The organism is Pseudomonas sp. TNT2022 ID642, from assembly GCF_028656995.1.
Taxonomy (GTDB): domain Bacteria; phylum Pseudomonadota; class Gammaproteobacteria; order Pseudomonadales; family Pseudomonadaceae; genus Aquipseudomonas.
The window spans coordinates 155937-173841 of the sequence record NZ_JAMDGW010000024.1 but is presented as its reverse complement, the minus strand read 5'-3'; the positions used below and the strand labels follow the sequence as shown (position 1 = coordinate 173841).

Sequence of the window (17905 nt, the reverse complement as noted above, 5' to 3'; positions counted from 1 at the left end):
ACCGGTCTCTACAGTGAGGGCCCTTGTTGATATGAAATGCGATCCTGAAAATTCCCAAAAACAAAAAAGCCCCGACTCTCACGAGCCGGGGCTTTCGCTTGAAGCGTTACAACGGTTTAGCCGTTGAACACGTCATCCACGCTTTTCAGCGGGTAGTTCTTCGGATACGGCAGGGTCGCCACACCGGTCTCGATCGCGGCTTTGGCCACAGCGTCGGAGATCAGGGTGATCAGACGCTTGTCCATTGGCTTCGGAATAATGTACTCACGACCGAATTCCAGCGGCGCGCCGCCGTAGGCATCGCACACGTCCTGTGGCACTGGCAGCTTGGCCAGTTCACGCAGGGCGTTGGCCGCAGCCACTTTCATTTCTTCGTTGATGCGCTTGGCGCGAACGTCCAGGGCACCTCGGAAGATGAACGGGAAGCCCAGTACGTTGTTGACCTGGTTCGGGTAGTCCGAACGGCCGGTGGCCATGATCACGTCGCTACGGGTAGCGTGCGCCAGTTCCGGGGAGATTTCCGGATCCGGGTTCGAACAGGCGAACACGATCGGGTTCGGTGCCATCGACAGCAGGCCTTCAGCGCTCAGCAGGTTCGGGCCGGACAGACCGACGAACACGTCAGCGCCTGCCAGTGCGTCAGCCAGGCTGCGCTTGTCGGTTGCGTGAGCGAATACTGCTTTGTACTGGTTCAGGTCGTCACGGCCGGAGTGGATCACGCCGGTACGGTCAACCATGAAGATGTTTTCGATGCGTGCGCCCATGCTCACCAGCAATTTCATGCAGGAGATGGCGGCAGCACCGGCGCCCAGGCAGACAATCTTCGCTTCCGGCAGGGTTTTGCCAGCGATTTCCAGGGCGTTGATCATGCCCGCAGCGGTCACGATCGCGGTGCCGTGCTGGTCATCGTGGAATACCGGAATGTCGCACTGCTCGATCAGAGCACGTTCGATCTCAAAGCACTCTGGCGCCTTGATGTCTTCCAGATTGATACCACCGAAGGTGATGGAGATGCGTTTTACGGTGTCGATGAAGGCTTGCGGGCTTTCGGAGTCGACTTCGATGTCGAAAACGTCGATGCCGGCGAAGCGCTTGAACAGTACGCCTTTGCCTTCCATCACTGGTTTGGAAGCCAATGGGCCGAGGTTGCCCAGGCCGAGAATCGCGGTGCCATCGGAAATGACTGCAACCAGGTTGCCCTTGCCGGTGTATTTGTAGGCCAGTTCAGGATCGCGAGCGATCTCACGCACTGGTTCAGCTACGCCGGGGCTGTAGGCCAGCGACAAGTCGCGAGCGGTAGCAGTGGCCTTGGTGAGCTCGACACTCAGCTTCCCTGGACGAGGATTGGCATGATATTCGAGAGCGGCAGTTTTCAGATCAGACATTTTGGCATTCCGCTTTTTACTGTTGGACAGACTGGTCAGCGAGGATACGCGCCTCGCAAAGTCCCCACAAGACTGAGCGGTCACCCCTGTCAAGCGCCCTGCCCTACGACTTTGGGCCAAGAGCCACGGCGCACAAGGGCTGGACTGTTCACAATCGACAGAAAAAATGTCTACAATTTTCTTCAGCGCGGCGTTTGCAACATTGAAGGATCCGTCAGCGGAAGCAACCACCGCGACTGACCGGATTGAAGCCCACCGCGCCGCGAACGATCGACGATCCAGCCGCGAGCCTCGATCTGCTTGCCTTTGAGCGCCTGCAAACGGGCATTGTCGAATTGTCCGACCAGATTGGGTGCAACACGCAATACAAGCGTGTCCTGCAACTCGATCCAGATTCCGCCGCGATTGCGCTGAACCTTGCTCACACGCCCACTGATCACGGCGAAACCCGAGCGCTGGATCTGCTCCGCTTTCAGTACAGGCGATTGCCGCCAGAGGCCCAGCCCGGCCTTTCGCGCACTGCGTTCGGCGGCTTGCTGGCAGGCGACAAGATCGACATTCGGCGCAACGGCGACCTGAAACCCGAGGCCATCGGCAAGCATTTGCGCTTCGAGATTGGCGCCGCTGGCACTGTAAACATGCGCAAGCGTACGCCCGTAATGGTCTTTGGCTTGCGTGCCGGGGAGCAAGCCGACACGTCCGCCGCTGGCATCGACCAGCGCTTGCAGGCGTTTGCGTGCCGCCACCGCAAACGATTCGTCGCTGCGGCCCTGCTTGCCCAGCTCAGGCGTGTTGAGGCCGATCATGCGTACGCTGCGACCATCGCCCAGGCGCAGGGTGTCGCCATCGACCACGCGCTGCACGGCGACGCTGGTCAGGCCAGCAGGCGCCGGGCAAAAGGCCTGCGCGCCGGACAGCCAAATCGCAGACACAAAAAAGGCGCCCGCGAGGAACGCCTTTTTCAGCAACGAGGAAAAGCCCACCGGGCCCTTCAACCTTACTCTGCAGCAGCAGGTTTCTTGCCGAAAGCACCGAAACGGTCTGCGAAGCGCTGAACGCGGCCGCCAGTGTCCAGAGTCTTCTGCTTACCGGTGTAGAACGGGTGGCATTCGTTGCAAACGTCGATTGGCAGAGCTTTGCCGAAAGTCGAACGAGTTTCGAACTTGTTGCCACAGCTGCAGGTAACAGCGATGACTGGGTAATTCGGGTGGATATCAGCTTTCATGGTGTCTTCCTCAGCTAGCGTGCCGCCACCCAACACTATTGTTGAATACCGCACGTAATTAGGCCGCGGATTCTACCAGACCTTTTCAAACACGCAAGCTGTCACCGAGACCGACCGTCTGCTAGGCTCCCGGCCCATTGCACTGCCCCCACAGATTATGTACGCAGTCCTTTTAATCGCCTGTTGATCGAGATCCCCCCGCGTGCCCGACGCCATTCTGCGCCTCGCCTTGCCTTCGCCCTTGCGCCGCCTGTTCGACTATCGGGCGCCGTCCGGTGTGCTGCGTGAGCAATTGCAGCCGGGCATGCGCTTGCGGGTGCCGTTCGGTCGGCGCGAGATGATCGGGATTCTGGTCGAGGTCACCGACACCAGCGAAGTCCCTGTGGAAAAACTCAAACCGGCGCTGGCCCTGCTCGATGCCACAGCGCCGCTGCCACCGGCGCTGTTCAAGTTGTGCCTGTGGACGTCGCAGTATTATCAGCACAGCCTCGGCGACACCTTGAGCTGGGCGTTGCCAGTGCTGCTGCGCCAGGGCGAACTGGCCGAGGCTCGCCAAGAGCGCTTTTGGTCGATCACACCCGGCGCCAGCCTTGATGACCCGCGCATTGCTCGCGCGCCGCGCCAGCGCGAAGCACTCGCGACCCTGGCCCAGCACCCGCACGGCGTCGCCCATCAGTTGTTGAGCAAATTGATGCTGAGCAAAGACAGCCTTGATCTGCTGCTGGCGAAAAATCTGGTGCAAGTGGAAATCCGCCGCCACGCACCCGGCGCGCGCCATGAGCACTGGCTGGCGCAACCGGAATTACCACTCAACACTGAACAACGCGCCGCATACGAGGCGATCCGCGCCGGGTTCGACAGCTATCACGCATTCCTGCTGGCCGGCGTCACCGGCAGCGGCAAGACCGAAGTCTATTTACAGCTGATCCGCGAAACCCTCGAAGCCGGCAAACAGGCGCTGGTGCTGATCCCGGAGATCAACCTCGGCCCGCAGACCCTGGCGCGCTTCGAGCAGCGCTTCAATGCGCGCATCGCCCTGCTGCACTCGGCGGTCAATGATCGCGAGCGCCTCGATGCCTGGCTCGCGGCACGCGATGGCGAGGCCGACATTATTATTGGCACCCGCTCGGCGCTGTTCACGCCGATGAAAAATCCCGGGCTGATCATCATCGATGAAGAGCACGACGGCTCATATAAACAGCAGGAAGGTTTGCGCTACCACGCCCGCGATCTGGCGCTGGTGCGTGCGAGGCAGGAAAACATCCCGATCGTGCTCGGTTCTGCGACGCCATCGCTGGAAAGTCTGCACAACGCCTACACCGGCCGTTACGGTCTCCTACGCCTGAATGAACGTGCCGGCGGTGCCAAGCAGCCGCGGTTCCTGCGTCTGGATGTAAAAAGCCGCCCACTGGACAGCGGTATTTCCGGGCCGATGCAGCAAGCCATCGGACAGACGCTGGCGAATGGGCAACAGGTGCTGGTGTTCCTCAACCGTCGCGGCTTTGCGCCAACGTTGCTCTGCCACGACTGCGGCTGGATGTCCGAGTGCTCGCGCTGCGATGCGCGCATGACCGTGCACCAGCGTTACGGTGAATTGCGCTGCCACCATTGCGGTTACGTCGAACGCACGCCGCGCCAGTGCCCGAAGTGCAACAAGGTTGATTTGCGGCCCGTCGGTGCCGGCACCGAGCGCGCCGAAGAACGCTTGGCGATTCTGTTCCCCGATTACCCGGTGCTGCGCGTCGATCGCGACAGCACCTCGCGCAAAGACGCGATGAATCAGTTATTCGCGACGATTCAGAAGGGCCAGCCATGCATTCTGGTTGGCACGCAAATGTTGGCCAAGGGTCACCATTTTCCGCGAGTGACGCTGGTTTCGATCCTCGACGCTGACGGCGGCCTGTTCTCCGGCGACTTCCGCGCCAGCGAGCGCATGGCGCAGTTGATCGTGCAAGTGGCCGGACGTGCCGGGCGAGCGGAAGAGCCGGGCAAGGTGATCATCCAGACTCACCTCGCCGACCATCCTTTACTGGTGCAACTCACCGAACAGGGCTATTTCGCCTTCGCCGAACAGGCCTTGAGCGAGCGCCGCGCCGCCGGGTTGCCGCCGTTTGCGCATCTGGCGTTGTTGCGTGCCGAAGCGCACAAACCGGGGCAAGCGGAAGGCTTTCTCGATGAGGCGTGTAGCGAAGCCGAGCGTTTGCTGGCCGAACAGAATCTGAGCGGGATTGAACTGCTCGGGCCAGTGCCGGCACCCATGGAGCGCCGTGCCGGGCGTTATCGCGCGCAGTTGTTGTTGCAGGCGACAGCGCGGGCCCCGCTGCATCGGTTGCTGGCGAGTTGGTTACTGGTGCTGGAGCAGATGCCGAGCGGGCGCGCGGTGCGCTGGTCGCTGGATGTCGATCCCGTCGATTTGTATTGATGATCAAAAGATCGCAGCCTTCGGCAGCTCCTACAGGAAAATGCCTATCCCCGTGTAGGAGCTGCCGCAGGCTGCGATCTTTTGATCTGAATGTCACCACATATCCATAAGCTGCCTGCTAAGGTTGGCAAGCCCGTCTTCGCAACGGATAATGCCCAGTTTTTCCACCCGCGCATCGATGCGCCCGCCGCGCTTGCGGTCGAAAGAGAAGACCATGAAAGACACCATTCGCCAGCTGATCCAACAAGCCCTCACCCAACTCGTCAACGAAGGTGTGTTGCCTGAAGGCCTGTCACCGGCGATTCAGGTGGAGAACGCCCGTGACAAGACCCACGGCGACTTCGCCAGCAACATCGCGATGATGCTGGCCAAGCCTGCGGGCATGAAACCGCGGGATCTGGCGGAAAAAATCATCGCCGCACTGCCGGCTGACGAGAACGTCACCAAGGCCGAAATCGCCGGCCCGGGCTTCATCAATTTCTTCCAGAACACCCAGGCGCTGGCTTCGCGCCTCGACGCTGCACTGGCTGATGCCCATGTTGGCGTACGCAAGGCCGGCCCGGCACAACGCACCGTGGTCGACCTGTCCGCACCGAACCTGGCCAAAGAGATGCACGTCGGCCACTTGCGCTCGACCATCATCGGCGACGGCGTGGCCCGCGTACTCGAATTCCTCGGCGATGAAGTGATCCGTCAGAACCACGTTGGCGACTGGGGCACCCAGTTCGGCATGCTGATGGCCTATCTGCAGGAAAACCCGATCACCAGCGACGAGCTGTCTGACCTGGAAAACTTCTACCGCGCGGCCAAGCAGCGTTTCGACGAATCCGCAGAATTCGCCGACCGCGCCCGTGGTCTGGTGGTCAAGCTGCAGGCCGGCGATGCCGAGTGCCTGGCGCTGTGGACCAAGTTCAAGGACATCTCGCTGTCGCACTGCCAGAAGATCTACGAACTGCTCAACGTCAAACTGACCATGGCCGACGTGATGGGCGAAAGCGCCTACAACGACGACCTGATCAACGTGGTCAACGACTTGAAAGCCGCTGGCATGTTGGTCGAGAGCAACGGCGCCCAGTGCGTGTTCCTCGACGAGTTCAAGAACGCCGACGGCGACCCGCTGCCGGTGATCATCGTCAAGGCTGACGGCGGCTACCTCTATGCCACCACTGACCTGGCAGCCGTACGCTACCGCAGCGGCAAACTGAAAGCCGATCGCGCGCTGTACTTCGTCGATCAGCGTCAGGCTCTGCACTTCCAGCAAGTGTTCGCCGTGGCGCGCAAGGCCGGCTTCGTCACCCATCCGATGGAGATGGAACACATGGGCTTCGGCACCATGAACGGCGCCGACGGCCGTCCGTTCAAGACCCGTGACGGCGGCACCGTGAAGCTGATCGATCTGCTGACCGAAGCGCAGGAACGCGCCTACAGCCTGGTGAAAGAGAAGAACCCGGAACTGGCCGAAGACGAGTTGCGCAACATCGCCAAAGTCGTCGGCATCGGCGCGGTGAAGTACGCCGACCTGTCGAAGCACCGCACCAGCGACTACAGCTTCAACTTCGACCTGATGCTGAACTTCGAAGGCAATACCGCGCCGTACCTGCTGTACGCCTACACCCGCGTCGCCGGTGTGTTCCGCAAACTGGGCAAGGACTTCAGCGAAGTCGATGGCCAGATCGTCCTGGAAGCGGCGCACGAACAAGAGCTGGCGGCAAAACTGGCGCAGTTCGGCGAAGTGCTGAACAACGTGTCCGACAAAGGCACGCCGCACATTCTCTGCACTTACCTGTACGACGTTGCCGGCCTGTTCTCCAGCTTCTACGAGAACTGCCCGATCCTCGCCGCCGAAACCCCGGCCCAGATGCAGAGCCGTCTGCGCCTGGCCGCGCTGACCGGTCGCACCCTCAAGCAAGGCCTGGAGCTGTTGGGTCTGGAAACTCTGGAGCGTATGTAAGTTGGCCGCCAAGAAAAAACCTGCACCCAAGCGTGGCGCCAGCCGTTACCAAGCTCCTGCGAAGCAACCGATTCCGGGCTGGCTGTGGATGGCCATCGGCCTCACGGTCGGCGCATTCATCGTGTTCCTGATGAAGCTGGAGCCGGGCAAGGGCAGCGACACAGTCAAGCGTGAGAAGGTCGAACAGGCGCAACAGCAGAAAGCGTCGAAGATCGCCGAGGCCAACAAGACCCCGCCGAGCCCGACGCAACCGGTCAAGCCGAAGTACGACTTCTACACCCTGCTGCCGGAATCGGAAGTGATCGTGCCGCCGGACGCGGTGCCGGAGAAGACCCTGCCGACGCCACAAGTGCCGGCCATCCCGACCACGCCAGTAACCCCGGCGGAAGCGGCGAAGATCGACACTGCGCGCGCGCAGGCAGCACTGGCCGGGATTACCCCGCCGCCAGCGCCACCAGTGAGCAAAGCCGCGCCGGTGACCAAGTTCTTCTTGCAGGCCGGTTCGTTCCGCAAGGAGACGGATGCCGACAAGGTGCGTGCGCAGATCATTCTGCTCGGTCAGGCCGTAGCGGTTGAGTCCGGCACGGTGAAGGATGAAACCTGGTATCGCGTTTTGGTCGGCCCGTTCAGTAACCGTGAACAGCTGACCACGGCTCAGAAACAACTGGCCGGCGCCGGCTTCAGCAACCTGTTGTTACAACAACGCCAAAGCCGCTGATTCCCTCCCACACGGGCGCCACAAATCCCCTGTAGGAGCTGCCGAAGGCTGCGATCTTTTGATTTTGTTTCAGATCAAGATCAAAAGATCGCAGCCTTCGGCAGCTCCTACAGGGGGTCGCCGTTCGTCCCTCCGCACCCTCCCCGGTTGAAATCCTCTCCAGCACCCCCATATGAATGGGCATAAGGCACTTTCGCCCCGCTGTGTGGAGACTCTTCCCTTGACCACCATCGTTTCAGTCCGCCGTCACGGCAAAGTCGTCATGGGCGGCGACGGCCAGGTTTCTCTCGGCAATACCGTGATGAAAGGCAACGCGAAAAAAGTTCGTCGCCTGTACCACGGCCAGGTCATCGCCGGTTTTGCCGGTGCCACCGCTGACGCCTTTACCCTCTTCGAACGTTTCGAAGGCCAGCTTGAGAAACATCAGGGCCACCTGGTACGCGCCGCTGTCGAACTCGCCAAAGAATGGCGCACCGACCGCTCCCTGAGCCGCCTCGAAGCCATGCTCGCAGTTGCCAACAAAGACGCCTCGCTGATCATCACTGGCAACGGTGACGTGGTCGAACCTGAAGATGGCCTGATCGCCATGGGTTCCGGCGGCGCCTATGCGCAAGCCGCAGCCAGCGCGCTGCTGAAAAAGACCGACCTGTCGGCCCGCGAAATCGTCGAAACCGCCCTCGGCATCGCCGGCGACATCTGTGTATTCACCAACCACACTCAGACCATTGAGGAGCAGGATCTCGCTGAATAAGCCTGACGCGGCCCTGTGCCACGGCTTGTTTCTGCTTGAGGACCGTCAATTATTATGTCCATGACTCCCCGCGAAATCGTCCACGAACTCAACCGCCACATCATCGGCCAGGACGATGCCAAGCGCGCCGTCGCGATTGCCCTGCGCAACCGCTGGCGCCGCATGCAGCTGCCTGAAGAGCTGCGTGTTGAAGTGACCCCGAAAAACATCCTGATGATCGGCCCGACCGGTGTCGGTAAAACCGAGATCGCCCGTCGCCTGGCAAAACTGGCCAACGCGCCGTTCATCAAGGTCGAAGCGACCAAGTTCACCGAAGTCGGCTACGTCGGCCGTGACGTCGAATCGATCATCCGTGATCTGGCCGACGCGGCGATCAAGATGCTCCGTGAGCAGGAAATGACCCGCGTGCGCCATCGCGCCGAAGACGCCGCCGAGGATCGTATCCTCGACGCACTGCTGCCGCCGGCCCGCATGGGCTTCAGCAATGAAGAAGCGCCGAGCAGCGACTCCAACACTCGCCAGCTGTTCCGCAAGCGCCTGCGCGAAGGTCAGCTGGATGACAAGGAAATCGAAATCGAAGTCGCCGAAGTGGCGGGCATCGAAATCGCCACGCCGCCCGGCATGGAAGAAATGACCAACCAGCTGCAGTCGCTGTTCGCCAACATGGGCAAGGGCAAAAAGAAAGCGCGCAAGCTCAAGGTCAAAGAAGCGCTGAAGCTGGTGCGCGACGAAGAAGCCGGGCGTCTGGTCAATGAAGAAGAGCTGAAAGCCAAAGCGCTGGAAGCGGTTGAACAGCACGGCATCGTGTTCATCGACGAGATCGACAAAGTCGCCAAGCGCGGCAACGTCGGCGGCGCCGATGTGTCCCGTGAAGGCGTGCAGCGCGACCTGCTGCCGCTGATCGAAGGCTGCACCGTCAACACCAAACTGGGCATGGTCAAGACCGACCACATCCTGTTCATCGCGTCCGGTGCTTTCCACTTGAGCAAGCCGAGCGATCTGGTGCCTGAGCTGCAAGGTCGTCTGCCGATTCGCGTCGAACTCAAGGCCCTGAGCCCGGAAGACTTCGAGCGCATCCTCAGCGAGCCGCACGCTTCGCTCACCGAACAATATTGCGCACTGCTGAAAACCGAAGGCCTGAACATCCAGTTCCAGCCGGAAGGCATCAAGCGTCTGGCGGAGATCGCCTGGCAGGTCAACGAGAAAACCGAAAACATCGGTGCTCGTCGTCTGCACACGCTGCTTGAGCGTCTGCTTGAAGAGGTGTCGTTCAGCGCCGGCGATCTGGCCAGCGCACACGATGAGAAGCCGATCCTGATCGACGCGGAATACGTCAACAGCCACCTCGGCGAATTGGCGAAGAACGAAGACCTGTCCCGTTATATCCTGTAGGTCACCGTCCCTGTAGGAGCTGCCGCAGGCTGCGATCTTTTGACTTGAGTTTGTTAAAAAGCAAGATCAACAGATCGCAGCCTTCGGCAGCTCCTACAGGGTGTTCCTCTAGTCGGATGACCTGCAATGACTACTATTCCTACCGACATCAAACTGCACAAAGCCTCGAAAACCCTGACGCTCAAATACGCGTCCGGCGAGGAGTACACCCTGCCCGCCGAATTCCTGCGCGTGCACTCCCCCTCCGCCGAGGTCCAGGGCCACGGCAAACCGATCCTGCAATTCGGCAAGATCAACGTCGGTCTGAGCAAACTGGAACCGGCCGGTCACTACGCACTGAAACTGACCTTCGACGACGGTCACGACAGCGGCCTGTTCACCTGGGATTATCTCTACGAGCTGGGGCGACGTTATGACGCACTCTGGGCCGATTATCTGGCCGAGCTCAAAGCCGCCGGAAAGACCCGTGACCCGAACGAGTCGATCGTCAAGCTGATGCTCTAGCCCGAGCCTTGCGCTCATTAGAGGGCATTTTCTAAATTCATCTGTTTGAATGCTCTGCTGTGTGGCCGAGGATCGGCCTGCTTGCGAAAAAAATTAAACTCGGGTAACCAATGGAGCTGGCAAGTTCCCTGCAGTGCTCTACGACTGTAAAGCAGCTATGCAGAATTAACGGTCACCCGAGCAGTAGTACCTGGCATTGGCTGTGGAACTGCACAGCAGAAAACCGGGTACTCGTCTCAGGACAATGGAGCGTCGTAGATGAGTAACAAGAATAACGATGACCTGAAGTACCAAGCCTCGGAAAACACCCTGGGGCTTAATCCCGTCGTTGGGCTACGCGGAAAGGATCTGCTGGCCTCTGCTCGTATGGTGCTGAAACAGGCCATCAGACAACCGATCCATAGCGTCAAGCACGTCACCCATTTCGGCCTCGAACTGAAGAACGTGTTGTTTGGTAAATCCGAACTGCAACCGGCTGGCGATGACCGTCGCTTCGCCGATCCTGCGTGGAGCCAGAACCCGCTCTACAAACGTTATCTGCAAACTTACCTGGCGTGGCGCAAGGAACTCCATGCCTGGATCGATGACAGCAGCCTGTCACCCAAAGACATCGCGCGCGGCCACTTCGTCATCAACCTGATGACCGAAGCCATGGCCCCAACCAACACGGCGGCCAATCCGGCGGCGGTGAAACGCTTTTTCGAAACCGGCGGCAAGAGTTTGCTCGACGGTCTCTCGCATCTGGCCAAGGATCTGGTGCACAACGGCGGCATGCCGAGCCAGGTCAACATGGGCGCCTTCGAAGTCGGCAAAAGCCTCGGTGTCACCGAAGGCGCGGTGGTGTTTCGCAACGACGTGCTGGAGCTGATCCAGTACAAGCCGATCACCGAGCAAGTCCACGAGCGTCCATTGCTGGTGGTGCCGCCGCAGATCAACAAGTTCTACGTATTCGATTTGAGCCCGGACAAGAGTCTGGCGCGCTTCTGCCTGCGCAATAACGTGCAGACGTTTATCGTCAGCTGGCGCAACCCGACCAAGGCGCAGCGCGAGTGGGGCCTGTCGACCTACATCGATGCGCTGAAGGAAGCGGTCGACGTGGTTACCGCAATCACCGGCAGCAAAGATGTGAACATGCTCGGCGCCTGCTCCGGCGGCATCACCTGCACCGCCCTGCTCGGCCACTACGCAGCGATCGGCGAGAAGAAGGTCAACGCCCTCACCCTGCTGGTTAGCGTGCTCGACACAACGCTGGACAGCGACGTCGCCCTGTTCGTCGACGAGCAGACCCTGGAGACCGCCAAGCGCCACTCGTATCAGGCCGGTGTGCTCGAAGGCAAAGACATGGCCAAGGTCTTCGCCTGGATGCGCCCGAACGACCTGATCTGGAACTACTGGGTCAACAACTACCTGCTCGGCAACGAGCCGCCGGTGTTCGACATCCTGTTCTGGAACAATGACACCACACGGTTGCCGGCCGCGTTCCACGGCGACCTGATCGAGATGTTCAAAAACAACCCACTGATTCGCCCAAATGCACTGGAAGTGTGCGGCACGCCGATCGACCTCAAGCAGGTCACGGCCGATATCTTCTCGCTGGCCGGCACCAACGACCACATCACGCCGTGGAAGTCCTGCTACAAGTCGGCGCAGTTGTTTGGCGGCAAGGTCGAATTCGTGCTGTCGAGCAGCGGGCATATCCAGAGCATTCTGAACCCGCCGGGCAACCCGAAATCGCGTTACATGACCGGCGAAGAGATGGCGGCCAATGCCGATGAGTGGCAAGAGAACTCGACCAAGCACACCGATTCCTGGTGGCTGTACTGGCAAGCGTGGCAGGCCGAGCGCTCGGGCAACCTGAAAAAGGCCCCGTTGAAACTGGGCAACAAAGCGTATCCGGCGGGTGAAGCATCGCCGGGCACTTACGTTCACGAGCGGTAACTGACACACCCGGCCCAATGTAGGAGCTGCCGCAGGCTGCGATCTTTTGATTCTGTTTTTAAAATCAAGATCAACAGATCGCAGCCTTCGGCAGCTCCTACACAGGGGGCGGGGTGTACTTGAAATCCACAGGGCCTGAAGCATGCCGCAACCGTTCATATTCCGCACCGTCGATCTGGATGGCCAGACCCTCCGCACGGCGGTACGCCCCGGCAAGCCTCACTTGACGCCCTTGCTGATTTTCAACGGCATCGGCGCCAACCTGGAGCTGGTGTTTCCGTTTGTCGCGGCGTTGGACCCGGATCTGGAAGTGATCGCCTTCGACGTGCCCGGTGTCGGCGGTTCCTCGACGCCGAACCGACCGTATCGCTTTCCCGGGCTGGCCAAGCTGACCTCGCGCATGCTCGATTACCTCGACTACGGTCAGGTCAACGTCATCGGCGTATCGTGGGGCGGCGCACTGGCGCAGCAGTTCGCCTACGACTACCCCGAGCGCTGCAAGAAACTGGTGCTGGCGGCGACCGCGGCCGGTGCGGTGATGGTGCCGGGCAAGCCGAAAGTGCTGTGGATGATGGCCAGTCCACGGCGCTACATTCAGCCGTCCCACGTGATCCGCATCGCCCCGCTGATCTACGGCGGCTCGTTCCGTCGTGACCCGACGCTGGCGGCCAGCCACGCCGCGAAAGTGCGTTCGGCGGGCAAGCTCGGTTACTACTGGCAACTGTTCGCAGGCCTCGGCTGGACCAGCATTCACTGGCTGCACAAGATCCATCAACCCACGCTGGTGCTGGCCGGCGATGATGATCCGCTGATCCCGCTGATCAACATGCGCATGCTCGCCTGGCGTATTCCCAACGCCCAACTGCACATCATCGACGACGGTCATCTGTTCCTGATTACCCGCGCCGAAGCGGTGGCGCCGATCATCATGAAATTTCTCCAGGAGGAACGTCAGCGTGCAGTGATGCACCCGCATCCGACACCGCTCGGCGGTTAACTCCGGCGGCAGGCTTTATGCAGTGCTTTAAGAAAGAGTGCGCGGCAGGACGCCGCGCAGGCAGCAACCCGCAACAGCGTCTATGGTGTTCTGGTTCGGTGAGTTTGTTTTTGGCCTGAAGACGAAGGAGTGTTGAGTCATGCGCGACAAACCAGCGACGGGCGTAGTGCCCAGCCCCGCCGTGTTCATCAATGCACAAAGTGCGATTACCGGCCTGCGTGGGCGGGATTTGATTTCGACCTTGCGCAGTGTCGCCGCCCACGGTCTGCGCAACCCGATCCACAGTGCGAAGCATGCCTTGAAACTCGGCGGCCAATTGGGCCGCGTATTGCTCGGCGAGACCCTGCACCCGACCAACCCGAACGACAGCCGTTTCGCCGATCCGGCATGGAGCCTCAATCCGTTTTACCGGCGCAGCCTGCAGGCCTATCTGGCCTGGCAGAAGCAGGTTAAAAGCTGGATCGATGAAAGCAACATGAGCCCGGACGATCGCGCTCGTGCGCACTTCGCCTTCACCCTGCTCAACGACGCCGTGGCGCCCTCCAACACCCTGCTCAATCCGCTGGCGGTCAAGGAGCTGTTCAACTCCGGTGGACACAGCCTGGTGCGCGGCCTCAGCCATTTATTCGATGACTTGCTGCACAACGACGGCCTGCCGCGCCAGGTGACCAAACAGGCTTTCGAGGTCGGCAAGACCGTCGCCACCACCACCGGTTCGGTGGTGTTTCGCAACGAGATGCTGGAGCTGATCCAGTACAAACCGATGAGCGAAAAACAGTACGCCAAACCACTATTGGTGGTGCCGCCGCAAATCAACAAGTACTACATTTTCGACCTGAGCCCGCACAACAGCTTCGTCCAGTACGCCCTGAAGAACGGCTTGCAGACCTTCATGATCAGCTGGCGCAACCCGGATGTACGCCATCGCGAATGGGGCCTGTCGACCTACGTCGAAGCGGTGGAAGAAGCGATGAACATCTGCCGGGCGATCACCGGCGCCCGTGAAGTCAATCTGATGGGCGCTTGCGCTGGCGGGCTGACCATCGCCGCCCTGCAAGGGCATTTGCAGGCCAAGCGGCAACTGCGGCGGGTTTCCAGCGCAACCTATCTGGTCAGCCTGCTCGACAGTGAAATCGAAACCTCGGCCACGCTGTTTGCCGACGAACAAACCCTCGAAGCCGCCAAGCGCCGCTCGTATCAGAAAGGCGTGCTCGACGGTCGCGACATGGCCAAGGTCTTCGCCTGGATGCGCCCCAACGATCTGATCTGGAGCTACTTCGTCAACAACTACCTGTTGGGCAAAGAGCCACCGGCCTTCGACATCCTCTACTGGAACAATGACAACACCCGGCTGCCCGCGGCATTTCACGGCGACCTGCTGGACTTCTTCAAGCACAACCCGCTGACCCATCCGGGTGGGCTGGAGGTCTGCGGCACGCCAATCGATCTGCAGAAAGTGACTGTCGACAGCTTCAGCGTCGCCGGCATGAATGACCACATCACGCCGTGGGACGCGGTGTATCGCTCGACCCTGCTGCTCGGCGGGGAGCGACGTTTCGTGCTGTCCAACAGCGGCCATGTGCAGAGCATCCTTAACCCGCCGAGCAACCCGAAAGCCGCCTACGTCGAGAACGCCAAGATGAGCAGCGACCCGCGTGCCTGGTACTACGACGGCAAACACGTCGACGGCAGTTGGTGGCCGCAGTGGCTGGAATGGATTCAGCAACGCTCCGGCGCCCAGCACGAAACCTCGTTCACCCTCGGCAACCCGAACTACCCACCGATGGAGGCCGCGCCCGGTACTTACGTGCGTGTGCGCTGACGCTTAACCGAACTTTTCTAAGAAGACTGGATGAAAACCCGCGACCGGATTCTCGAATGTGCTTTGCAACTGTTCAACGAAAAGGGCGAGCCGAACGTCTCCACCATGGAGGTGGCCAACGAAATGGGCATCAGCCCGGGCAACCTCTACTACCACTTCCACGGCAAGGAACCGCTGATTCTCGGGTTGTTCGAACGCTTCCAGAATGAACTGGCGCCACTGCTCGATCCGCCCTCGGATGTGGAATTGGCGCCGGAGGATTACTGGCTGTTTTTGCATTTGATCGTCGAGCGGCTGGCGCAGTATCGGTTTCTGTTTCAGGACCTGTCGAACTTGGCCGGACGGCTGCCGAAGCTGGCCAAGGGGATTCGTCATTTGCTCAATGCGCTGAAGCGTACGCTGGCGTCGTTGTTGGCGCGGTTGAAGGCTGCGGGGCAGTTGGTCAGTGATACGCAGGCGTTGGGGCAGTTGGTTGAACAGATCACCATGACGCTGCTGTTTTCGCTGGATTATCAGCGGATTCTGGATCGTGAGGGGGAAGTGAGGCTGGTGGTTTATCAGATCATGATGCTGGTGGCGCCGCATTTGCTGCCGCCGGTTAAGGTCGCCACGGAGCGGATGGCCCTGCAGTACCTTGAAGATCACGACTGAATTAAAAGCCCCTCACCCTAACCCTCCCGAAACGTCGGACCGCCCGGAGGGAGAGGGGACTGATTGGGGGATGCTGATGAGCTACACCGACCTGAAAGGGTTTTGTTGAATCCATAATCGACTCGATCGTTCAGGTCGACGTACGACGCAAGACACCTCGGTCGGTCCCCTCTCCCTCCGGGCGGTCCGACGTTTCGGGAGGGCTAGGGTGAGGGGCTGTTGGAATTCAGATACAAAAACGCCCGACCTTCACAGGCCGGGCGTTTTGTTTTGCCCTGAAGAATCAGGACTGACTGGTTGGCGTCGACGGCGTCGATGCAACAGTCGGGGTAGCCACCGGAGTCGGTGCCGCGGCGGAGTTCGACGCGCTTACCGGAGCTGCCGGGGTGGCCGGCTTGGCTGCAGCAGGTGCTGCTGGTTTCGGCGCAGCGGCTTTCGGCGCCGCCGGTTTTTTCACCGCTGGTTTCTTCGCTGCTGCCGGTTTCGCCGCAGGCTTGGCAGCCGGTTTGGCGGCAGCAGTTTTCGCGGCTGGCTTGGCGGCGGGTTTCGCTGCCGTTTTGGCCGCAGGTTTCGCTGCCGGTTTCGCAGCGGCTTTGGCGGCAACCGGTTTGGCTGCAGCTTTGGCGGCTGGCTTGGCGGCGGCGGTTTTCGCAGCCGGTTTAGCCGCGGCTTTTGCAGCAGGCTTGGCTGCCGCTTTGGCCAGTGGCTTGGCAGCCGACTTGGCCGCTGGTTTGGCCGCAGCTGTTTTGGCGGCCGGTTTTGCTGCTGCGGTTTTCGCCGCCACAGGCTGGGTTTTCAGACCAGTGAGTTTTTCGATCTGCTTGGTCAAGGTTTCCACCTTGCTATGCAGCGCTTTGACCTCATTGCGGCTCGGAACACCGAGGCGCGAGATCGCACTGTTCAGGCGCTTGTCGAAAGCCCCTTCCAGCTCGTCCCACTTGCCCAGTGCGCGATCTTTCACGCCGCTGATGCGCGACTTGGCCGAAGAAGCGGAGTCCTTGGCGGCATCGACTTTTTTGCCGACTGCGGACTTGGTGAGCTTCTCGGCTTTCTCGCCGTCTTTGACCAATGTATCGAAGAGCTTGCTGCCGTCAGTGTCGATCTTCGAGTACACGCCTAAACCAGCCAGCCAGATTTTGCGGGAGTAGTCTTCGACTTTCCCGATCCACGAGCTGCCTTCTTTATCGGTGTTCTTTTTACCAGCCATCCCGTTCTCCTTAAGATTTACGCGCGACGCGTTCGAGCAATGCCGTCAGCTCATCGAGCTTAGCAGAGAGTGTCTCAACGTCATGTTTAGACGGAATGCCGATACGATTCAAGGCGCTTGCTACGCGGGTGTCGAATGCCTTCTCGACCTTGTCGAGCTGAACTTCGACGCGACCTTTGAAAGAACTCACTTCGCTCTTGGCTTCATCGATCTCGGCGTTGGCCGCTTCGAGTTTTTCGGTGACGGCTTTTTTGCCTTTCTTTTCAACAGTTTGACCAGCCTTGATCAACTCTTGAAAGTACTCGCTGCCCTCTTGGCCGACCTTGGCGTAGGCACCCAGGCCTGCCAGCCAGATCTTGCGGGCATAGGATTTGACGTCGCTCAGAGCAGAAGTCGAAGCGTCGATTTTTTTCTTCAAAATAACTTTGGCCATGGTGCACCTCACGCGCAGAAGGTTTGAGGAACTGCCCGCGAAAGTGTCGGGCTCAGGCACAAAGTAGGCAGAAAAATTAGAAACGGCACCCTAACAACTGACATGAATCGGTGGTGCCTGAATGAAAAGATCGCAGCCTTCGGCAGCTCCTACAGAGGAATGCGTACCCCAGTAGGAGCTGCCGAAGGCTGCGATCTTTTGATCTTCAGACCAGCGCCTTGTCCAACGCCTTCTCGATCTCGGCTTTGATCATGCCGCTCATGGCCGACATCATGATGCCCAGTTCCACGTCGACCTTGATCGAATCGTCCGCCACATGCACCGCGCCTTTCACGCCCGAGCGCTTGAGGTTCAGGGTGTCGCCGGACCATTGCGGCTCCAGGCCGTATTGCTCGGAGAGTTTTTGCGCCAGTTTGTCGGCCTTCTCGCGGGCGGCTTCCTTGCCCAGGTTGTGGGCACGCTCAACAGTGATTTTGGCCATTGAATGACTCCTGCTTTATGAATAGGTC

The 17905-nt window shown here is 60.1% G+C and carries 17 protein-coding genes; 10 read left to right on the top strand and 7 right to left on the bottom strand.

Translation table 11 applies throughout. From position 1 onward, the window contains the following. Window positions 1–116 precede the first annotated feature (116 nt). The 3 genes from M5G26_RS23615 to rpmE form a co-directional block, all read right to left on the bottom strand. Entirely contained in the window at window positions 117–1385 is a 1269-nt protein-coding gene (locus M5G26_RS23615; protein ID WP_095120727.1) for a malic enzyme-like NAD(P)-binding protein, read from the bottom strand. A 182-nt stretch (window positions 1386–1567) separates the two neighbouring features. Continuing rightward, on the bottom strand, window positions 1568–2368 hold the full coding sequence (locus M5G26_RS23610; protein ID WP_273916609.1) for a thermonuclease family protein: 801 nt from the start codon (window positions 2366–2368) through the stop codon (window positions 1568–1570). A gap of 14 nt (window positions 2369–2382) precedes the next feature. Then, window positions 2383–2610, bottom strand: coding sequence for a 50S ribosomal protein L31 (gene rpmE, locus M5G26_RS23605; RefSeq protein WP_016984589.1), 228 nt, complete (start codon window positions 2608–2610; stop codon window positions 2383–2385). Window positions 2611–2812: 202 nt separating this feature from the next. On the opposite strand from rpmE, the gene M5G26_RS23600 reads away from it, so the two are divergent. Then, window positions 2813–5032, top strand: a complete 2220-nt coding sequence (locus M5G26_RS23600; RefSeq protein WP_273916608.1) for a primosomal protein N' — start codon at window positions 2813–2815, stop codon at window positions 5030–5032. A gap of 93 nt (window positions 5033–5125) precedes the next feature. Here M5G26_RS23600 and M5G26_RS23595 read toward each other — a convergent pair whose 3' ends face one another. After that, a complete protein-coding gene (locus M5G26_RS23595; RefSeq protein ID WP_256579857.1) occupies window positions 5126–5248 on the bottom strand; it encodes a hypothetical protein in 123 nt (40 codons plus the stop codon). On the opposite strand from M5G26_RS23595, the gene argS reads away from it, so the two are divergent. The 9 genes from argS (at window position 5247) to M5G26_RS23550 (ending at window position 15756) form a co-directional block, all read left to right on the top strand. Beyond that, window positions 5247–6983: an arginine--tRNA ligase gene (gene argS / locus M5G26_RS23590; protein ID WP_038360050.1), complete on the top strand. Its 1737-nt coding sequence runs from the start codon at window positions 5247–5249 to the stop codon at window positions 6981–6983. The two genes, M5G26_RS23595 and argS, sit on opposite strands and share 2 nt — an antisense overlap. A gap of 1 nt (window position 6984) precedes the next feature. Next, window positions 6985–7701 (top strand): SPOR domain-containing protein, encoded by a 717-nt coding sequence (locus M5G26_RS23585; protein ID WP_007909385.1) that lies wholly within the window; start codon window positions 6985–6987, stop codon window positions 7699–7701. Window positions 7702–7921: 220 nt separating this feature from the next. Next, window positions 7922–8452 carry an ATP-dependent protease subunit HslV gene (gene hslV / locus M5G26_RS23580; protein WP_003186641.1) on the top strand — a complete coding sequence of 177 codons (531 nt, stop codon included), beginning with the start codon at window positions 7922–7924 and terminating at the stop codon, window positions 8450–8452. A 54-nt stretch (window positions 8453–8506) separates the two neighbouring features. Then, window positions 8507–9844 (top strand): ATP-dependent protease ATPase subunit HslU, encoded by a 1338-nt coding sequence (hslU, locus tag M5G26_RS23575; protein ID WP_134178391.1) that lies wholly within the window; start codon window positions 8507–8509, stop codon window positions 9842–9844. Between the two features lie 126 nt (window positions 9845–9970). Further along, a complete protein-coding gene (locus M5G26_RS23570) occupies window positions 9971–10348 on the top strand; it encodes a gamma-butyrobetaine hydroxylase-like domain-containing protein (RefSeq protein WP_134178392.1) in 378 nt (125 codons plus the stop codon). 258 nt (window positions 10349–10606) lie between these two features. After that, complete coding sequence (gene phaC / locus M5G26_RS23565) at window positions 10607–12286, top strand: class II poly(R)-hydroxyalkanoic acid synthase (protein WP_110719502.1); 1680 nt, start codon at window positions 10607–10609, stop codon at window positions 12284–12286. 142 nt (window positions 12287–12428) lie between these two features. Beyond that, window positions 12429–13283 (top strand): poly(3-hydroxyalkanoate) depolymerase, encoded by an 855-nt coding sequence (gene phaZ / locus M5G26_RS23560; RefSeq protein WP_034152967.1) that lies wholly within the window; start codon window positions 12429–12431, stop codon window positions 13281–13283. 139 nt (window positions 13284–13422) lie between these two features. Then, window positions 13423–15105, top strand: coding sequence for a class II poly(R)-hydroxyalkanoic acid synthase (gene phaC, locus M5G26_RS23555; protein ID WP_150692968.1), 1683 nt, complete (start codon window positions 13423–13425; stop codon window positions 15103–15105). A 30-nt stretch (window positions 15106–15135) separates the two neighbouring features. Next, complete coding sequence (locus tag M5G26_RS23550) at window positions 15136–15756, top strand: TetR/AcrR family transcriptional regulator (protein WP_038360043.1); 621 nt, start codon at window positions 15136–15138, stop codon at window positions 15754–15756. Between the two features lie 283 nt (window positions 15757–16039). On the opposite strand, the gene M5G26_RS23545 is transcribed toward M5G26_RS23550, so the two are convergent. The 3 genes from M5G26_RS23545 to M5G26_RS23535 all read right to left on the bottom strand — a co-directional run bounded on the left by M5G26_RS23545 (window position 16040) and on the right by M5G26_RS23535 (window position 17877). Further along, window positions 16040–16963 (bottom strand): phasin family protein, encoded by a 924-nt coding sequence (locus tag M5G26_RS23545; protein WP_122609122.1) that lies wholly within the window; start codon window positions 16961–16963, stop codon window positions 16040–16042. A gap of 10 nt (window positions 16964–16973) precedes the next feature. Continuing rightward, the gene (locus M5G26_RS23540; protein WP_273916607.1) at window positions 16974–17396 is read right to left on the bottom strand and encodes a phasin family protein; all 423 of its coding nucleotides are present in this window, start codon (window positions 17394–17396) and stop codon (window positions 16974–16976) included. 205 nt (window positions 17397–17601) lie between these two features. Next, window positions 17602–17877 (bottom strand): polyhydroxyalkanoic acid system family protein, encoded by a 276-nt coding sequence (locus M5G26_RS23535; RefSeq protein WP_077570393.1) that lies wholly within the window; start codon window positions 17875–17877, stop codon window positions 17602–17604. Between the last annotated feature and the right edge of the window lie 28 nt (window positions 17878–17905).

Bases quoted from the DNA above. Each gene is read 5' to 3' on its own strand.
- M5G26_RS23540 (WP_273916607.1), bottom strand. From the start codon at position 17,396: ATGGCCAAAGTTATTTTGAAGAAAAAAATCGACGCTTCGACTTCTGCT.
- phaC (WP_150692968.1), top strand. From the start codon at position 13,423: ATGCGCGACAAACCAGCGACGGGCGTAGTGCCCAGCCCCGCCGTGTTC.
- M5G26_RS23615 (WP_095120727.1), bottom strand. From the start codon at position 1,385: ATGTCTGATCTGAAAACTGCCGCTCTCGAATATCATGCCAATCCTCGT.
- M5G26_RS23570 (WP_134178392.1), top strand. From the start codon at position 9,971: ATGACTACTATTCCTACCGACATCAAACTGCACAAAGCCTCGAAAACC.
- hslU (WP_134178391.1), top strand. From the start codon at position 8,507: ATGTCCATGACTCCCCGCGAAATCGTCCACGAACTCAACCGCCACATC.
- M5G26_RS23545 (WP_122609122.1), bottom strand. From the start codon at position 16,963: ATGGCTGGTAAAAAGAACACCGATAAAGAAGGCAGCTCGTGGATCGGG.
- M5G26_RS23535 (WP_077570393.1), bottom strand. From the start codon at position 17,877: ATGGCCAAAATCACTGTTGAGCGTGCCCACAACCTGGGCAAGGAAGCC.
- argS (WP_038360050.1), top strand. From the start codon at position 5,247: ATGAAAGACACCATTCGCCAGCTGATCCAACAAGCCCTCACCCAACTC.
- M5G26_RS23550 (WP_038360043.1), top strand. From the start codon at position 15,136: ATGAAAACCCGCGACCGGATTCTCGAATGTGCTTTGCAACTGTTCAAC.
- phaC (WP_110719502.1), top strand. From the start codon at position 10,607: ATGAGTAACAAGAATAACGATGACCTGAAGTACCAAGCCTCGGAAAAC.
- M5G26_RS23595 (WP_256579857.1), bottom strand. From the start codon at position 5,248: ATGGTCTTCTCTTTCGACCGCAAGCGCGGCGGGCGCATCGATGCGCGG.
- rpmE (WP_016984589.1), bottom strand. From the start codon at position 2,610: ATGAAAGCTGATATCCACCCGAATTACCCAGTCATCGCTGTTACCTGC.
- phaZ (WP_034152967.1), top strand. From the start codon at position 12,429: ATGCCGCAACCGTTCATATTCCGCACCGTCGATCTGGATGGCCAGACC.